At 59.8% G+C, this 16,886-nt stretch carries 15 protein-coding genes; 12 read left to right on the forward strand and 3 right to left on the reverse strand.

Going from position 1 to position 16,886, the window contains the following annotated elements:
- Positions 1–2: 2 nt before the first annotated feature.
- From J5J10_RS15435 to ngg, 12 genes are all read left to right on the forward strand, one after another.
- Positions 3–1,046: a UDP-glucuronic acid decarboxylase family protein gene (locus J5J10_RS15435; RefSeq protein ID WP_211930530.1), complete on the forward strand. Its 1,044-nt coding sequence runs from the start codon at positions 3–5 to the stop codon at positions 1,044–1,046.
- 4 nt (positions 1,047–1,050) lie between these two features.
- Positions 1,051–1,809: a TIGR04290 family methyltransferase gene (locus J5J10_RS15440; protein WP_211930531.1), complete on the forward strand. Its 759-nt coding sequence runs from the start codon at positions 1,051–1,053 to the stop codon at positions 1,807–1,809.
- A 57-nt stretch (positions 1,810–1,866) separates the two neighbouring features.
- Entirely contained in the window at positions 1,867–2,031 is a 165-nt protein-coding gene (locus J5J10_RS15445; RefSeq protein WP_211930532.1) for a hypothetical protein, read from the forward strand.
- A gap of 340 nt (positions 2,032–2,371) precedes the next feature.
- The gene (locus J5J10_RS15450; protein ID WP_211930533.1) at positions 2,372–3,496 is read left to right on the forward strand and encodes a DUF475 domain-containing protein; all 1,125 of its coding nucleotides are present in this window, start codon (positions 2,372–2,374) and stop codon (positions 3,494–3,496) included.
- Positions 3,497–3,597: 101 nt separating this feature from the next.
- On the forward strand, positions 3,598–4,755 hold the full coding sequence (locus J5J10_RS15455; RefSeq protein WP_211930534.1) for an osmoprotectant NAGGN system M42 family peptidase: 1,158 nt from the start codon (positions 3,598–3,600) through the stop codon (positions 4,753–4,755).
- 157 nt (positions 4,756–4,912) lie between these two features.
- Entirely contained in the window at positions 4,913–6,478 is a 1,566-nt protein-coding gene (locus tag J5J10_RS15460) for an ABC transporter substrate-binding protein (protein ID WP_211930535.1), read from the forward strand.
- 70 nt (positions 6,479–6,548) lie between these two features.
- On the forward strand, positions 6,549–7,496 hold the full coding sequence (locus tag J5J10_RS15465; protein WP_211930536.1) for an ABC transporter permease: 948 nt from the start codon (positions 6,549–6,551) through the stop codon (positions 7,494–7,496).
- The gene (locus tag J5J10_RS15470) at positions 7,493–9,292 is read left to right on the forward strand and encodes a dipeptide/oligopeptide/nickel ABC transporter permease/ATP-binding protein (protein ID WP_211930537.1); all 1,800 of its coding nucleotides are present in this window, start codon (positions 7,493–7,495) and stop codon (positions 9,290–9,292) included. Before J5J10_RS15465 ends, J5J10_RS15470 begins: the two co-directional genes overlap by 4 nt.
- On the forward strand, positions 9,289–10,083 hold the full coding sequence (locus J5J10_RS15475; protein WP_211930538.1) for an ATP-binding cassette domain-containing protein: 795 nt from the start codon (positions 9,289–9,291) through the stop codon (positions 10,081–10,083). Before J5J10_RS15470 ends, J5J10_RS15475 begins: the two co-directional genes overlap by 4 nt.
- Positions 10,084–10,088: 5 nt before the next feature.
- A complete protein-coding gene (locus J5J10_RS15480; RefSeq protein ID WP_211930539.1) occupies positions 10,089–10,871 on the forward strand; it encodes a FadR/GntR family transcriptional regulator in 783 nt (260 codons plus the stop codon).
- Between the two features lie 125 nt (positions 10,872–10,996).
- Positions 10,997–12,772, forward strand: coding sequence for an N-acetylglutaminylglutamine amidotransferase (locus tag J5J10_RS15485; RefSeq protein WP_211930540.1), 1,776 nt, complete (start codon positions 10,997–10,999; stop codon positions 12,770–12,772).
- Between the two features lies 1 nt (position 12,773).
- Positions 12,774–14,567, forward strand: a complete 1,794-nt coding sequence (ngg, locus tag J5J10_RS15490; protein ID WP_211930541.1) for an N-acetylglutaminylglutamine synthetase — start codon at positions 12,774–12,776, stop codon at positions 14,565–14,567.
- Between the two features lie 66 nt (positions 14,568–14,633).
- On the opposite strand, the gene J5J10_RS15495 is transcribed toward ngg, so the two are convergent.
- The 3 genes from J5J10_RS15495 to J5J10_RS15505 form a co-directional block, all read right to left on the reverse strand.
- Positions 14,634–14,858, reverse strand: coding sequence for a hypothetical protein (locus J5J10_RS15495; protein WP_208552502.1), 225 nt, complete (start codon positions 14,856–14,858; stop codon positions 14,634–14,636).
- A 112-nt stretch (positions 14,859–14,970) separates the two neighbouring features.
- Positions 14,971–15,666 carry a TfuA-like protein gene (locus J5J10_RS15500; RefSeq protein ID WP_211930542.1) on the reverse strand — a complete coding sequence of 232 codons (696 nt, stop codon included), beginning with the start codon at positions 15,664–15,666 and terminating at the stop codon, positions 14,971–14,973.
- Positions 15,663–16,865: a YcaO-like family protein gene (locus J5J10_RS15505; RefSeq protein ID WP_211930543.1), complete on the reverse strand. Its 1,203-nt coding sequence runs from the start codon at positions 16,863–16,865 to the stop codon at positions 15,663–15,665. Before J5J10_RS15505 ends, J5J10_RS15500 begins: the two co-directional genes overlap by 4 nt.
- Positions 16,866–16,886 lie beyond the last annotated feature (21 nt).

Raw genomic sequence — 16,886 nt, forward strand, 5'->3', positions numbered from 1 at the left:
AAATGCTTGAAGATATTCGCGCCAAAAAACATCTCGACGTCCTGATCGCAGGAGGAGCTGGATTTATTGGCTCCCATCTCTGTGACGAACTTCTCGCGCGCGGTCACCTGGTGACCTGTGTGGACAGTTTCCTGACAGGCCGAAAAAGCAATATCGCGCCTCTCATGAACCATCCCAACTTCCGTCTGGTCGAAGCGGACATATGCGACGTCAGGGATTGGAGACAGCCCGTCGATCAGATCTACAACCTGGCGTGCGCGGCCTCTCCTCCCCATTATCAGGCCGACCCCGTACACACGATGATGACCTGCGTCATTGGGACCGGGAACTTGCTTGCAATAGCGGCTCGCCTTGGGGCGACCTTCGTGCAAGCGTCCACAAGCGAAGTCTACGGTGATCCCGAAGAGCATCCGCAGCGAGAGGACTATCGCGGCAATGTCAACTGCACCGGACCACGCGCCTGCTATGACGAAGGCAAGCGGGCGGCCGAGGCGCTTTGCTTCGATCTGCTTCGCTCAGGCGCTGTCGACACGAGAGTGGCCCGCATCTTCAATACCTATGGTCCGCGAATGCGGCCCGACGACGGTCGTATCGTGTCCAATCTCATTGTCCAGGCACTCGCCGGCCGTCCGATGACCGTCTACGGCACGGGCGAGCAGACACGATCCTTCTGCTATGTCAGCGATCTCGTTCAGGGGCTGATTGCACTGATGCAGGCGGACGAAAATCCTGGCCTGCCGGTCAATCTAGGCAATCCCGCTGAGCTTTCCGTCAACGGACTGGCCGGCGTCGTTCGGGAATTGGTGCCGCATGCGGGACCTATAGTCTTCGAGAGCCTGCCCGAGGATGACCCGCGCAGGCGCAAACCAGACATCTCGCGGGCGAAACAGGTACTTGGCTGGGAGCCAACCATCCCCCTGGTGGAGGGACTGCAGCGAACCGTCGACTGGTTTGCGGCGAGGGGAGGTGAAGCAGACACTCATCAGGAATCCAACCTACGCGTAGGCTCGCCGCTGCGCGGCCGCGATGTTGCTGTGAGGGCGTGAGCGAATGAAATCCAGTGCAGCACAAGCCAACGACGGTCTTCGACGTGAAATCGAGCGCCTCGGTCCGTGGTTCCAGAACATGGAGATCGGTGGAGTGGAGACCGCGCCGGACCACTTTCTCGGCGATTACCCCCGCTTCAAATGGGAGGGCTTTCAACATGTCCTGCCAGCAGATCTTGAGGGCCGAAGCGTGCTTGATGTCGGCTGTAATGCCGGCTTTTACAGCATGGAGATGAAAAGGCGGAATGCCGGACGCGTGGTGGGCATAGACGCCGATCCGCATTATCTCCGACAGGCAAGGTTCGCCGCCGGCCATTGCGACCTGGATATCGAGTTTCGCGAGATGTCGGTTTACGACATCGGAAAACTTAACGAGCGTTTCGATCTCGTGATCTTCATGGGTGTCTTCTATCACCTGCGCCATCCATTGCTGGCTCTCGACCTTTTGTACGATCATGTTGTCGATGACTTGTTGCTCTTTCAAAGCCTGCAGCGTGGTGACGGGCGAACCAGTCCGCTGGAGGAAAATTACGACTTCGGGAATTGGGATGTCTTCGACAAGCCTGATTATCCGACGCTGTTTTTCGTCGAGGAACGCTATGCCTCGGACCCGACGAACTGGCTCATTCCCAATACAGCCGCGACGGAAGCCATGCTGCGCAGCTCCGGGTTCGATATCGTCGCCCATCCCGAGCGGGAGGTCTATCTTTGCGGTCGCGGCAGCCGGCACTATGCCGTTGAATCTCCGCCGGTGATTGGCTGACCTGGAACTTAGGCAAGGAAGCCGAGTTGCATCTACTCCTCACATCAGGAGACGATCATGGCCGAACAAAAGCAGCACCGCACAAAAGACCAGCGCCACGCCGAAAGCACGCCACCGGCTGGTCCGCACGACAAACCGTCACTCATCGACAAGGAGAAGACGCCGGGTGCAGGCACACTGCCTGATAAGCCATCGGACGCGGTGGAGCCGGGTACGGGCTAAAAGGTTGGGCGCAGCCAGCCTGGATCGAAACGTGGTCCATGTTTCAGTTGGAATATAGATGCCGCACTTGTGTTGCGGCACTTGACCGAAGGCCACCGTTCGGTGAAAAGAGGCTGGGTCCTAATCAAATTATCGTTATGGCCCAGACCTTCTGGTGCCGGGCCCCTCTGGCGAGAGTTTACGGCGCTCTCGTGATGTCGGTACCGCCAGCAAGATGAGCCGGCGGATTTCAAAACATGAACACATGGATCATGCTCCTTGCGCGTGCGTGCAAAGCGCGAACCTCTTCGATCAATCGTACCCTCTCCATCACGATATCCTCCACTTCGGAGCTCGGGGCATGAGCGCGCAACCGATGGAAGCAAAAACCACGCTCTCCTATTTTCGCTGGGCCTTCATCGTTACTGTCTTCGGTCTCTTGCTTGGTGGCCTCTTGGGTTGGCAGACGACCGGTACCATCGGCGGCACGGCGACGGTCTTCTTCATTTGTGTCGTGCTTGCCGTTCTCGAGATCTCTCTCTCCTTCGACAATGCGATCGTGAACGCCAACAAGCTGAAGGACATGACGCCGGTCTGGCAGCATCGCTTCCTGACGTGGGGCATCATCATCGCCGTCTTCGGCATGCGGGTTATCTTCCCGCTTCTGATCGTCGTGATCGCGGCCAATGTCGGTCCATGGACGGCCATGGTGATGGCGGCGACGCAGCCGGAGCGCTACGCGGAGATCATGCATGACGCCCATCTCCCGATCGCGGCCTTCGGCGGCACCTTCCTGATGATGGTCGGCCTGAAGTTCTTCTTCGATCAGGAAAAGGACGTTCACTGGGTGCAGTGGATCGAGGAAAAGGCGTCGATCTATTCCTCGGTCAAGGGGATAGAGATCGCCGTCGTCCTGGTCATCATGCTGATCTTTTCGCGTATCATCGGCAGCATCAACGAGCCGGATCTTGGTCCGGCCGCGGCAAATGTCTTCTTTCATGCGGCTATCTGGGGGCTGCTGACGTTCCTGCTGGTCGAGGTTCTGGGCGGTATTCTCGACCGGAGCCAAGAGATGCTGGAGGGCGCCGCCAAAGGCGGTTTCGGCGCGTTCCTCTATCTAGAAGTGCTCGACGCCAGCTTCTCGTTCGACGGTGTGATCGGAGCCTTCGCGCTGACGCAGAACCTCTTCATCATCGCGATCGGCCTTGGAATTGGGGCCATGTATGTGCGTTCGATGACGATCATGCTGGTGGAGAAGGGCACGCTGGCCGAATACCGCTACCTGGAGCATGGTGCGTTTTACGCGATCCTGATCCTCTCGGTCATCATGTACGTCCAGACGCTGTTCCATATTCCGGAAGTCATCACCGGATTGGGTGGCGCGGCCCTCATCGGCCTCTCGCTTTGGTCTTCCCTCCGCTACAATCGCCATGAGCGGGAAGAAGAACTGGCGCGGGAAAGCGCCGCCGTCGGCGAGAACATCTGACGTAACGTGCCCGGCCGCTGCTGGCCGGGCGCAATCCCTGGGCATTGAACGCCAGCAAGCCTTGGGTTGACGCATCGTCCCTCGATTGCGACAAGGTGCGGATGAAAACGCCCGTCACAATCGATCACGACTATCTGACGCGCCAGCTCAGAGCGCTCCTGTCCATTCCAAGTCCGACCGGCTTCACCGATGAGGCCGTGCGCTTCACGGCGCGTGAACTTGAGCGCCTCGGCCTCGACGTCAAGCTGACGCGTCGTGGTGCGATCCGTGCACTCCGCCCCGGCGCGGCCGAGCGACCGGCGCGCGGTCTGGTCTCGCATCTCGATACGCTCGGCGCTCAGGTGAAAAGCCTGAAGGAGAATGGCCGGCTCGAACTCGTGTCGATCGGCCACTGGTCGGCGCGATTTGCCGAGGGTGCTCGGGTCTCGATCTTCTCGACCAAAGGTATCTATCGGGGGACGATCCTGCCCCTGAAGGCATCGGGTCACACGTTCAACGACGAGGTCGATAGCCAGCCGACAGGGTGGCGTCATGTCGAGCTTCGCATCGATGCGCTGGCGCGGGATCGCAATGACGTGGTTCAGCTGGGCATCGACATCGGAGACATCGTTGCGGTCGATCCTCAGCCGGAGTTCCTCGAAAACGGTTTCATCGTTTCTCGCCACCTCGACGACAAGGCGGGTGTTGCCATCATGCTCGCCGCCTTGGAGGCCATGCAGCGCGAGAAGATCGAGACGCATGTTGATACCTACTGGCTCTTCACTATCGGGGAAGAAGTGGGCGTGGGGGCGTCGGCCGCCCTGGTACCAGAGATCGCCTCGCTGGTCGCGATCGACAACGGCACGACGGCACCCGGGCAGAACTCCGATGAATTCGGCGTGACGCTTGCCATGGCCGACCAGACCGGGCCGTTCGACTATCATCTGTCGAAGAAACTCTTCGAGCTTTGTGGCGAAAACGGCCTGCGTGTGCAGAAGGATGTCTTCCGCTACTATCGTTCGGATGCGGCGTCCGCTGTTGAAGCCGGACACGATGTGCGCACCGGACTTGTCACCTTTGGTGTCGACGCATCGCATGGCTACGAGCGTATCCATCTTCACGCGCTTATGTCGGTTGCCAAGCTTGCGGTGCTTTATGCCGCAAGCGAGGTCCAGATCGAGCGCGATGCCGAGGAAGTCTCGGGCCTGCGCGGCTTCACCCGTCAGAAGGTGAGGGAGGCGGAACAGGCGCTCCGCCCGGATGATCCCGACGCACACTGAGTAATGCAAGGAAAACGGGTGTTGGTGATGCTCCATTGAGTGGGGCTGAGACGGGTCATTTCGTCTCTCTGAAAATTAATTACTATAAATTGTTGAGTCGAATTGATTTATACGTATAAATAGATCGAGAAGTTGCCAGATCGAAAGGATGTTTCCCATGACGAGGCTGTTCCGAACCGTAGCTGCCGTCGCCGCCGCGCTCGTTGTCACCATGACGACCCTCACCGCGCATGCGCAGACACCTCCCAATGTCTTGATTGTAGGGCAGATCGCCGAGCCGCAATCTCTCGATCCCCACACAGTAACGGCGACCAACGATTTCCGTATTCTCGTCAACGTCTATGATGGGCTCGTCCGGTTCAAGGACGGTACGCTGGAAGTCGAGCCTGCGCTCGCAGAAAGCTGGACGGTCTCGGAAGACGGCAAGACGTATACCTTCAAGCTGAGGCAGGGCGTGAAGTTCCATGATGGTTCCGATTTTAACGCGGAAGCGGTGAAATTCAACTTCGATCGCATGTTGCGCGAAGATCATCCCTTCTACGAAACAGGCCCGTTCCCGCTTTCGTTCAACTTTTCCTCGATCGAGGCGGTGAATGCCCTCGACGACCACACGGTCGAGTTCAAGCTTTCCGAAGCGTTCGCACCGTTTCTCTCCAATCTTGCCTATCCCACAGGTTTGATCGTCTCGCCCGCGGCGGTACAGGAGCATGGCAAGGACTATGGACGCAATCCGTCAGGGACTGGTCCGTTCCGGTTCGTCGAATGGCTGTCAAACCAGCGCGTCGTAGTGGAGCAAAACCCCGACTACTGGGGCGGCGCTGCGGGTCTGGAAGCCGTGGTCTTCCGGCCGATCACCGATCCCAACACGCGCGTCGCCGAAATGATGGCTGGCGGCATTGATGTGATGGTGGAGGTGCCGCCGGACAATCTCGCGACCTTTGCCCAGGACGAGAACTTTGCCGTGGTCGAGCAAGCCGGCCCGCATGTGTGGTTTGCGATCCTCAACACAAAGAGTGGCCCGTTCGCCGACAAGAAGGTGAGGCAGGCCGCGAATTACGCCGTTAACAAGCAGACGCTCGTCGACGATGTGCTCCAGGGTACGGCGACCGTCGCAGCCGGCCCAATCCCGCCCGCCTTCAATTGGGTCGAAAGCTCCGTGGAGCCCTATCCGTATGACAAAGAGAAGGCCAAGGCTCTGCTTGCCGAGGCTGGCGTAGAGGCCCCGGAGCTGACCTTTTATGTGACGGAAGGCGGCTCCGGAATGCTGGATCCCGTGACAATGGGAGCCGCGATCCAGGCGGATCTTCAGGCCGTCGGCTTCAAGGTCGACATCAAGACCTACGAATGGAACACCTTTCTCGGTCGCGTCAATCCGGGCCTTGAGGGGAATGCCGACATGGCCGAGATGGCCTGGATGACGAACGATCCCGATACCGTGCCCTATCTCACACTGAGGACGGATGCGATGCCGGACAAAGGTGGCTTCAACTCCGGCTACTACTCGAACCCCAAGGTGGACGAGCTGCTTGAGCAGGCGCGGCGGGCGACCGACCAGGCCGAACGCGGCAGGCTCTACGGCGAGGTCCAGGCGATCGTGCACGAGGACGCGCCATGGCTGTTTGTCGCCAACTGGAAGCAAAACGCCGTGACGACGTCCGCCGTCCAGGGCTTCAAGCTGCAGCCGTCCTTCCTGCTCGACCTGCGCGGCGTCACGAAGCAGTGAGAACCAATCCGGTTGCCGGGGTCGACCGCGGCGCCGGCAACCGTCATCGACGTCCGGGAGAAGCGCCCCCATGTCGGCTTATATTCTAAAGCGGCTGATCGCGGTTGTGCCCGTGCTGTTCGGCCTCTCCGTCATCGTCTTTCTGGTCATGGCGCTGATTCCAGGCGATACGGCGACAGCCATTCTCGGTGCTTATGCGACGCCGGAAAACGTCGCTCGCATCAACCGGGACCTTGGCCTCGACAAGCCTCTTATCCAGCAATACCTGATCTGGATCGGCAATGTCCTGCAGGGTGATTTCGGTCGCTCCTACTCTCTCAATCGTCCGGTGCTTGACGAGGTACTCGAGCGATTTCAGGCGACCCTCATTCTCGCGGGCGTGTCGCTGCTCCTATGTTCGGTGATCGGACTTCTGGCAGGCATCGTCTCCGCCGTTCGCCAGTTCGGCTGGGTCGATCGCATCGTCACCTTCTTTGTACTGGCAGGCATTTCCATGCCCTCATTCTGGCTCGGGCTGCTGCTCATCTATCTCTTTGCCGTTCAGTGGCGTGTCCTGCCCCCCTCCGGGATGTACGCAGTCTACGGCGGCGGTGACCTCAAGGACCTGCTTTTCCATCTGGTGTTGCCCGCGATCACCTTGGCGATTGTCGCGGCAGGTGTGGTGGCCCGGCTCACCAGGGCGGCCATGCTGGAAGTGTTGCGGCAGGACTACGTGCGAACGGCGCGCGCAAAGGGACTCACCGAGGGGCGCGTCATCTATGCCCATGCCTTTCGTGCGGCACTCGTCAGTGTCATTCCCATTATCGGCATCCAGGCCGGTTTCGTCCTCGGCGGTGCCGTCTACATCGAAACCGTGTTTCAGTGGCCCGGAATCGGAGCCATGCTCGTGAAGGCCATTTCCACGCGCGACATCCTGCTCGTACAGGGCGGTGTTCTCGTCGTGGCGGCGAGTTATGTGTTGTTCAATCTCGCGGCAGACGTGGTCCAGTCGATGCTCGATCCGAGGATCAGGACATGAGCGTCGTTGCCGAAGAGCCGATCAGGTCGCCAGTAACGCCTGGCCTGACGTCATGGCGGCTGCTTCTCAACAACCGGCTGGCGACGGCCGGCTTGCTGCTGCTTGGCCTGATCGTGCTTGCAGCTGGTCTCGCGCCTTTCCTGCCTCTGCCCGATCCGGATGCCACGGCGCCCGCCCAACGCCTGATGTCAGTGATGACCGAAGGACATCTGCTGGGCACGGACCAGCTCGGTCGCGATATCCTGAGCCGGCTTGCGTGGGGTACGCGGGTTTCGCTTGCGGTCGGGTTCGCGGCCACGCTGGTCGCGGCCGTGATCGGCTCAGCCATTGGCCTCGTGGCGGGCTATGCCGGCGGACGCACCGACAATCTGATGATGCGGTCGATCGATATGCTGATGGCGTTTCCCTACATCCTGCTCGCGCTCGCCATCGTTGCCGCGCTCGGTCCCGGCCTCATGAACGCGCTTTATGCGATCGCGATCGTCAACATCCCGTTCTTTGCCCGAAACGTCAGAGGTGTGACGCTCAGCTTTGCCCATCGCGAGTTCGTCGATGCGGCCCGGCTTTCGGGGAAGGGGCACCTCTCCATTCTCATGACGGAGATCTTCCCCAACGTGCTTCCCGTCATCGTCATCACGATGTCGACAACGGCTGGTTGGATGATCCTGGAGACGGCTGGCCTCAGCTTTCTCGGTTTGGGTGCGCAACCGCCTCAGGCTGACCTCGGCGCGATGTTGGGGGAGGGCCGGGCGCAGCTCTTTACCGCGCCGCACGTGTCCATCGTGCCGGGCGTGATGATCTTCCTGATCGTCATCAGCCTCAACACGCTCGGCGACGGCATCCGTGACGTTCTCGACCCGCGCCTGCGTGCCGGGGCGCTGGCTCGGCCTGGACCCTTGACCGAGGTTTCCACGGGTCGGCAAGAGCTGCAAAACTCGCATCCCGAAGCGTCCCTTTGCGTTGAACGGCTTGAAGCCGGGTTCCGCCGTGGCCGCGACGTCGTTCCAGCCGTTCGCGGGGTCTCCTTTCACGTGATGCCTGGAGAGTGTTTGGGTCTTGTTGGCGAAAGCGGATCGGGCAAGAGCGTCACGGCGCTCTCCATCATGCGTCTGGTCGCCTCTCCGCCCGGGATCATACGCGATGGCGCGATCTACCTCGGAAACGAAGACGTACTCTCCATGCCCGAGACGAAGCTGATCGCGAACCGGGGGAGCCGTGTTGCCTACATCTTCCAGGATCCGCTGACGACGCTTCATCCGATGTATCCGATCGGGCGGCAGGTGGAGGAGGCGATTGCCGCTCACCAACGGCTTGCAACTTCACAGCTGCGAGAACGAGCGGTTGGGTTGCTCGAAAAGGTGGGTATCCGCGATGCCGCTGAACGGGCCCGCCATTATCCGCACCAGCTATCCGGAGGTCAGCGACAACGCGTCGGGATCGCGATGGCGCTTGCCAACGATCCGGACATCATCATTGCCGATGAGCCCACAACCGCGCTCGATGTGACGGTACAGGCACGCATTCTGGAACTGCTGCGCGATCTCCAGCGGGAAAAGGGCATGGCGCTTATCTTCATAACGCACGACTTCGGCGTGGTGTCGGAGATTTGCGACCGCGTGGCCGTCATGAAGGATGGAGCGATCGTTGAAGCCGGTCGCACCGGTGAGGTTCTGTCGAGACCACAACATCCCTACACCAAACGGCTGATCGCCTGCGTCCCCGAACTTGGAAGCAGGGACGGGTACCTCGATCGCGTCGCAAAGCTCTTCGCCCCGCTTGATGGAGCGACGTCATGACATCGACCGCCATCAGCGTTCGGGAGCTTTCGAAGACTTTCGGGGGAGGGTTAAACCTCATCGGCAGAGCAAGGCATGAAGTCAAAGCCGTGAAATCCGTGTCTTTCGGCGTTGCGGTGGGAGAGACGCTCGCGGTGGTGGGCGAAAGCGGCTCGGGCAAGAGCACGCTTGCACGTATGCTTGTCGGCCTGGAAAAACCAACCTCCGGTGACATCTCGATCGATGACGTCGATGCGGCCTTTCGCGGTGCCGATCCGCGCGCCCTCGGCAAGAGGATCCAGTACGTGTTCCAGGATCCCGTCGCCTCCCTCAACCCACGCAAGACGATCGCCGACATACTGGATACGCCCCTGAAACTGCTGGCCGGTCTTGATGCCGCTCGACGGCCGGGGCGAATGCGTGAATTGCTGGACGCAGTTCAGATGCCCGAAAGCATGCTCTCGCGCTATTCCCACGAACTTTCCGGCGGTCAGGCTCAGCGTATTGCAATCGCGAGGGCTTTGGCCGCGGAAGCGCGGATCATGGTTCTCGATGAGCCGGTCAGCGCGCTCGACGTCTCGGTGCAGGCGCAGGTCCTGCTGCTTCTGCATGACCTGAAGGCTCGCTTCAATCTTTCCTACCTCTTCATCAGTCACGATCTCGCGGTTGTCGAAGCGGTCGCCGACCGGGTGGCGGTCATGCACCTGGGAGAAATCGTCGAGATCGCTGATGCGGATCGGCTTTTTGCCGCGCCCGAGCACGCCTATACGCAGAACCTGATCGCAAGCGCGCCGCGAATCAGGAGAGAGTAGGGGCAATGGAGGAAGCAGGGTCGAGCAAGATGGGTAATGTTGAAGACGGAAAGCGGCTGTTCCTGCCCGCGGGTCGTACAAAACGCCGTCCCGACATGATCGCCGATCAGATCAAGGACTACATACGGCGAGAGCGTTTGCGACCCGGAGATCGCCTTCCTCAGGAACGCGAACTAATGGATACCTTCCAGGCCGCCAAAGGCACTGTGCGAGAGGCCATGAAGGCTTTGGAGACACAAGGTCTCGTCCGCACGCGCAGTGGACCGGGAGGAGGGGCGTTCGTCGCAAAGCAGTCCACGCAGCAGGCCATGGAGTTGCTGTCCACGCACTTCTTCTTCGCCGAGCCAAGCCTTTCGGACATCTATGCCGTACGAAAAGCACTTGAACCCGAGGTCGCGGCTCTTCTTGCGGGCCGTATGTTAGCGGCCGATCTTGCCGATCTCGAAGACACGATCAGGATCTATGATCATCCACCCGCTGATCTCTCCGAACAATATCACCAGCGGGTCGCGGAGCTCGATTTTCATTCGGCTCTGGCCCAGCTTTGTCCCAACCCGCTGCTCGGGTTCATATGCGGCCTGATGCACAATCTGCTTCGCGAGTTACCGCTGGCACGGAAAATCTACGCCGATGCGACTCCCTTTTCACGGGAGGAAGGGCTGTCCTTTCAATATCGGCTCATGGCGGCCCTCAAGGATGGTCGTGGCGACGATGCCCGTGCCATCGCGCACGAGCACATGATCTTTGCAGAAACCTACATGCTGCGACGCGCTGCGGCTCTCGAATGACAACCCCGGTGGAACAATAGGCAGGTTCAGGCATTCGCATTTTATGGCGACATCAGGGCCGCAGAACCGATCTGCGGCCCTGATGTCATGTTCTTCTACCAAAAACGGAGGTTTAGACCCGGTCCATGTGTGGAATTTGCGGAGAAGTAAGGTTCGATGGCGGATCGCCCTCGGTGGCTTCAATCACGACGATGGCCCAGGTTCTGGCGCCTCGCGGTCCGGACGCGGCCGGTGTTATCGTCCGCGGAAACATCGGGCTTGGACACCGGCGATTGCGCATTCTCGATCTGTCGGAGAAATCCGAGCAGCCCATGGTCGATCCCGACCTTGGCCTTTCGCTTGTCTTCAACGGCTGCATCTACAATTTCCGCGAACTCAGGGCCGAGCTCCAGGCGAAGGGCTATCGGTTTTTTTCGGATGGAGACACCGAGGTCATACTCAAGGCCTGGCATGCCTGGGGAGCCGAGTGCGTCTCGCGCTTCCATGGAATGTTCGCCTTCGTCATTCACGAGCGGGACAGTGGCAGGATCGCCATGGCGCGCGATCGCTTCGGTATCAAGCCGCTTTATCTGGCCGAGGTCGATGGCGGGTTGCGCTTTGCCTCCTCATTGCCCGCACTCGTCAAGGCTGGGGGCGTTGATACCTCCATCGACGTGGCGGCACTTCATAACTACATGAGCTTTCATGCCGTCGTTCCGCCGCCGCGCACGGTGCTGAATGGTGTCCGCAAGCTACCACCGGCGACGATCAGGACCTATCAGAAAGACGGAGCCTTCGAAGACAGGCGCTACTGGGATCCACCATACAGCCGCAAGGCCGGCGATGGAAATGTATCGCGCGAGGAGTGGCAGGAACGCTTGCTTGAAGCACTGCGCCTGGCGGTTCGACGTCGGATGATCGCGGATGTGCCGGTCGGCGTCCTGCTTTCCGGCGGCGTCGATTCCAGCCTGATCGTCGGATTGCTCGCCGAAGCCGGCCAAACAAATCTCATGAGCTTTTCCGTCGGCTTCGAGGAAGCCAACGGCGAAAAAGGGGACGAGTTCATGTACTCGGACCTGATCGCAGAGCGCTTCGGCACCGATCACCATCAGATCTTCGTGCCGTCTTCCGAACTCATGGATGCGCTTCCCGGCACCATCGCCGCGATGTCGGAGCCCATGGTGTCCTACGACAATGTCGGTTTCTACCTCCTGTCCCGCGAGGTTTCGAAGCACATCAAGGTAGTCCAGTCGGGCCAGGGTGCCGACGAGGTTTTTGGCGGATATCACTGGTATCCGCCGCTGACGAACAGCAATGATGTCGTCTCCGACTACGGAAAAGCCTTCCGAGATCGTGCGCATGACACGCTTGCCGAGCAGCTTGGCGAGGGGTGGCTGGCAGACCGCGATGTAAGCGGCGACTTGCTGAAGGAGCATCTACTTCGCGACGGCGCAGACACACCCGTGGACCAAGCACTTAGGCTCGACAGCAATGTCATGCTTGTGGACGACCCCGTCAAACGCGTCGACAACATGACGATGGCATGGGGTCTGGAGGCGCGGGTGCCGTTTCTCGATCATGAACTGGTCGAACTCGCTGCCCGGATTCCGCCGGAGGAAAAACTGCGGGACGGCGGAAAGGGCATTTTGAAGGACGTAGCGCGAAAGATCGTCCCAAGCGAGGTGATCGACCGGAAGAAGGGGTACTTCCCGGTTCCGCAACTTAAGTATATCGCGGGGCCGTATCTCGACATGCTGCGCGATGTCCTGTCGTCTCAGGCTGCTCGGGAGCGCGGACTTTTCCGGAAATCCTATGTCGACAAACTGCTGGCGGCGCCCGCCGAGCACATTACCCCGTTGAGGGGATCGGAGCTCTGGCAGGTCGGGCTGCTCGAAATGTGGCTGCAGGCGCAGGAGGTCTGAGATGGCGAAATTGGAGAAGAAGCCGCAGCCATCGCGTCGGCAGCGACGTGGTGGTGATATCTCGCATCGTTTGGCCCGCCTTCGTTCCCCTGGAGTGATGGTGGCCGCCGGGGGCGTACGTGCGGATCAGATAGCCGAGCCGAACCGGAACGTTGTTCTCGATTGTGGCTGGGGACGGTTGCTTTTTGCCCAGACATTCACAGAGCAGGACGAGCTCCTCGACACCCTGCGGCAAGAGGCACCGAACAGCCGCGATATCGCGTTTTATGTTGCCGATCCGCATGTGCTGCTTGCACAGGCGCCGCAGGAGATATTCCTCGATCCGTCGCACACATTCCGTTTGGACCTCTCGACCTATCGTGCGAGCAACAAGCGCCTTTCCGGCGTTACGATCCGTCGTCTTTCTTCCGAGAACGACGCGAAAGGTATCAACGCCGTCTATGCGGCATGTGGCATGGTGCCGGTAAGAGAAGATTTCTTTTCCGGTGAGCGTGACAATCGGCCTGTGACCTATTTTGTTGCGCAGGATGATCACACCGGAGAAATCGTCGGTACAGTGACGGGTATCGATCATCAACGCCTCTTTGACGACCAACAGCGTGGCGCTTCTTTGTGGTGTTTGGCCGTGCATCCCCAGGCCAGACAACCCGGCATAGGGGAGGGTCTCGTTCGAACGCTTGCGGCGCATTTCCAGGCGCGAGGCTCGGCGTACGTCGATCTTTCGGTCCTGCACGACAACGATAAGGCTATAAGTCTTTACGAGAAGCTCGGCTTTCGACGAGTCCCTCTTTTTGCGATTAAGCGAAAGAATGCGATCAACGAGCGATTCTTCGCGCAGCCAGTAGACGGTTATGAGGGGCTCAATCCTTACGCGAGGCTCATCGTCGACGAGGCGCTACGCAGGGGCATTCATGTTGAGGTCACGGATTCCGACGGAGGCTTCTTCCGGCTATCGCATGGTGGACGCACAATTCATTGCCGTGAAAGCCTGTCCGACCTTACCTCAGCAGTGGCAATGTCGATCTGCGACGACAAGGCAGTCACCCGCAGGTTTGCGCTCGCCGCCGGACTTCGCGTTCCCGAACAGATTTCTGCCGATGCCAGCGACGAAGAGAAGCAGGCTTTCCTGACGCGTCACGGCAAGGTGGTGGTCAAGCCGGCGCGAGGAGAGCAAGGACGGGGGATATCGGTCGGCATTTCCTCGGTCGAGGGCCTGCAGAACGCCATTCGCCGTGCACGCGAAGTCTGCGATCGTGTGCTCCTGGAAGCGTGCTTCGAGGGGGAGGATCTTCGGTTGGTGGTGATCGATTATCGACTGGTAGCAGCCGCTGTGCGTCGGCCACCCCGCGTTGTGGGCGATGGGCGGCTCCCGGTCCGCAAGCTTATCGAACGTCAGTCACGTCGACGTGCGGCAGCAACGGGCGGCGAAAGTCGTATCCCAGTCGATGCCGAGACCAGGCGGTGCCTTGCTGAACAGGGATTGGATCTTGATGTGGTTCTAGAGCCAGGCCGCGAAATCACGGTACGCAAGGCCGCCAATCTCCACACCGGTGGCACAATCCACGATGTTACGGCGACGGTTCATCCTGATCTTGTCGAAGCCGCTTGCAAAGTCGCACGCGCCATTAAAATCCCGGTAGTCGGGATCGACTTCATGGTTCGTGATCCGGCCGAGCCGGATTACGTCTTCATCGAAGCCAATGAACGCCCAGGTCTTGCCAACCACGAACCCCAGCCGACGGCAGAGTGTTTCATCGAACTGCTGTTTCCGGGCAGCGGGAGAAAGGCCCCGTAACGGGGTATTCCGGCATCTTCATCATTTGAAGATCGACCAAAAAACCCGACCTGACGTTGAGGCGCTTCAGTGCATTTGTGATGCGGGAAGCTCCAGCCGCTCCATGGCAGCTGCGACTTCCGGTGTCTTTTCGGCCTCGGCCAGAACAGCCGTCAGTGCCATGTCGAGACAATAGACGGGCAGGTCGAGCTTCAGATCGCTTGCGCTTGTGCGCGCGAATGTCAGCATCCGCGCCAGAGCTGCCAATTCCGAGGTGATATTGTCTTGCTTCCCCTTGCCTAGTTTTTTCACGACCCAACCTTCTTTACCAATGACTACGACAATGAAGGGTATTTCAGCAGATCCGACGTGACACAGCCGTGACACGCTTTTGCCGGATTTCCATTTACCGGTGCACGGGGTTTCAGAGAGCAAGGTAAGTTGTGGTCTGGAGGGTCCAGCCGGGCCGGTTCGCGCTGCGTTCATCGCGCGCACGAGACACGCGATCGAGCAGCAACTCTGCATCTATCTGCTTCTGGCTGACAAAACCGGTGCGTAGCGATTGCAGGACAAAGTCGGAACGGGCGGGGTCGGTTTGGATCGCCGAAACGATGGCGCGCCAGGTTCTGTCCTTGAAGAATATTGTCTCTGCCGCGCCAAGAAGAGCAGCGACTTCCGCAGATGTGATTTGCTCCTGCGTTTCAAGGCTCCGAACTGTTGCTATCACGTCGACATAAGCAACAGTAAGGGGCAGATAGCCGGTTTCACGAGGGCCGTGGGAGAGTGCTACGGCTCCATCATCGATGATTTCGCCGCGACGATAGGCCTCGAATATTTTGCCAACGCCGATCATGCCGAAAGAACAGCATTCGACAGCGCGAAGGGCGCCCATGCTGGAAGCGCCGAAGACGGTGACACCTTCTGAAAGGGCAAAAAGAATTTCCTTGTGCCATACTGCGGCGGAATCGTCGAAGTAGCCATCGACCAAACCGATCACATTCGTTCCCTCGTTTACCGCCCGATGGACATCCCCCTGACGCGCTGGCTCAAGAAGGGCAATGTCGGCCGGTACGGCACGGTGGCTGCCATGTAGAGAGGGTCCCGCAAAAACGACCTTCACCGGAACCTCACGAGGCGCGACATCGCTCGCGGACCGTAGCGCCGGCGCCTCGCGCCGGGAGGATTCTCGAGATCAGGGACCAAAACTTTCACGACAGCAAAACGATCTTCGTGCGGATTCAGGCGCGCCGAGTATATTCTGGACACGCCGCTGGTCCTGAGATTGGCCAGCAGCCGACCGACATGGCGGGCAATCGATCCGTCAATCACGCCCCTGAGATCCTCTGGAGGCATGCAGCATGCCAGCGAGCCGAGATCGAGCGCCACCGAAGCGGGAAGAGGGCGCTGGTAGACAGGTGCAGGAACATCATCACGAGCACCGCTGATAAGCGTCAGCCGCGATTGCACGGCTTCCGTGATGGCGCGAATGGCGGCGCGAGAGGCGCTGGGATGGGCGCCGCTCCCTTCCGTTACGTCGATGTACCGCGTTTCATTCAGGCCTTGCGAAGACAGCTCCCGCGGCCTTGGCCCAATCATCGCGGACACCACTGGCACGCCGATATCGGACGTCAGGTCGAACAAGACCAGATGCAGTCCGGCTTTTCGGATTTGCCGATGCAACTCATCGACGATCGGATCCTTCAGATCGGCCGGATCAAAACAGGTCGAGCGGCGAGCTTTGGGGGCAAGCAGTTTCCAAAGCGTGTCGGCATCCCGTTCAATGCGTTCCAACAGCCCGTGAAATACCGCCTCTTCTTCGGTATTGCCCGATGCCAATCCATCCGAGGACTGCCAATACCGCGCCGTCCGGGTCCGGTCGAGACATGCACTCTCGAACGGTACAAGGATTGGCCGTTCTTCCAGAAGGCTCTGCGCTTTTATCCACGGGGCAGATGTCTCGCGAGTTGGCGGCGACTGTCCGAGAGCAACGAACTCCTCCAGAGGATCAGTTGTGCATCCCTTTTCCTCAAGAGCGTCGATCGAGGCGGTTTGGGCGGCGATCTGTGGCCCTTCGGCAACCGCCCGCTCCAGCGCTTCCATCGTCGCGGAGGCACGAGCGAACGCATCTGTCAGTCCCTTGCCCTGTGCGACAGACAGAGACTTCGCGTTCGGTCGTATCGCCGTCCAGACGGGGATGCCGATCCGGTCGAGCGAGGTCAGCCTGGAAAGCCGCGTGATGCCGTGCTCTTCGAGCGTTGGCGCCACGCGCTCCAGGGTTTCATCCGGCGAGCAACTTCGGTCCGAATAGCGATCCAACACCGCTTTATCGTTCTTCTGGTT

Origin of the sequence: Ciceribacter sp. L1K23 (assembly GCF_018122705.1) — a bacterium.
Classification (GTDB): domain Bacteria; phylum Pseudomonadota; class Alphaproteobacteria; order Rhizobiales; family Rhizobiaceae; genus Allorhizobium.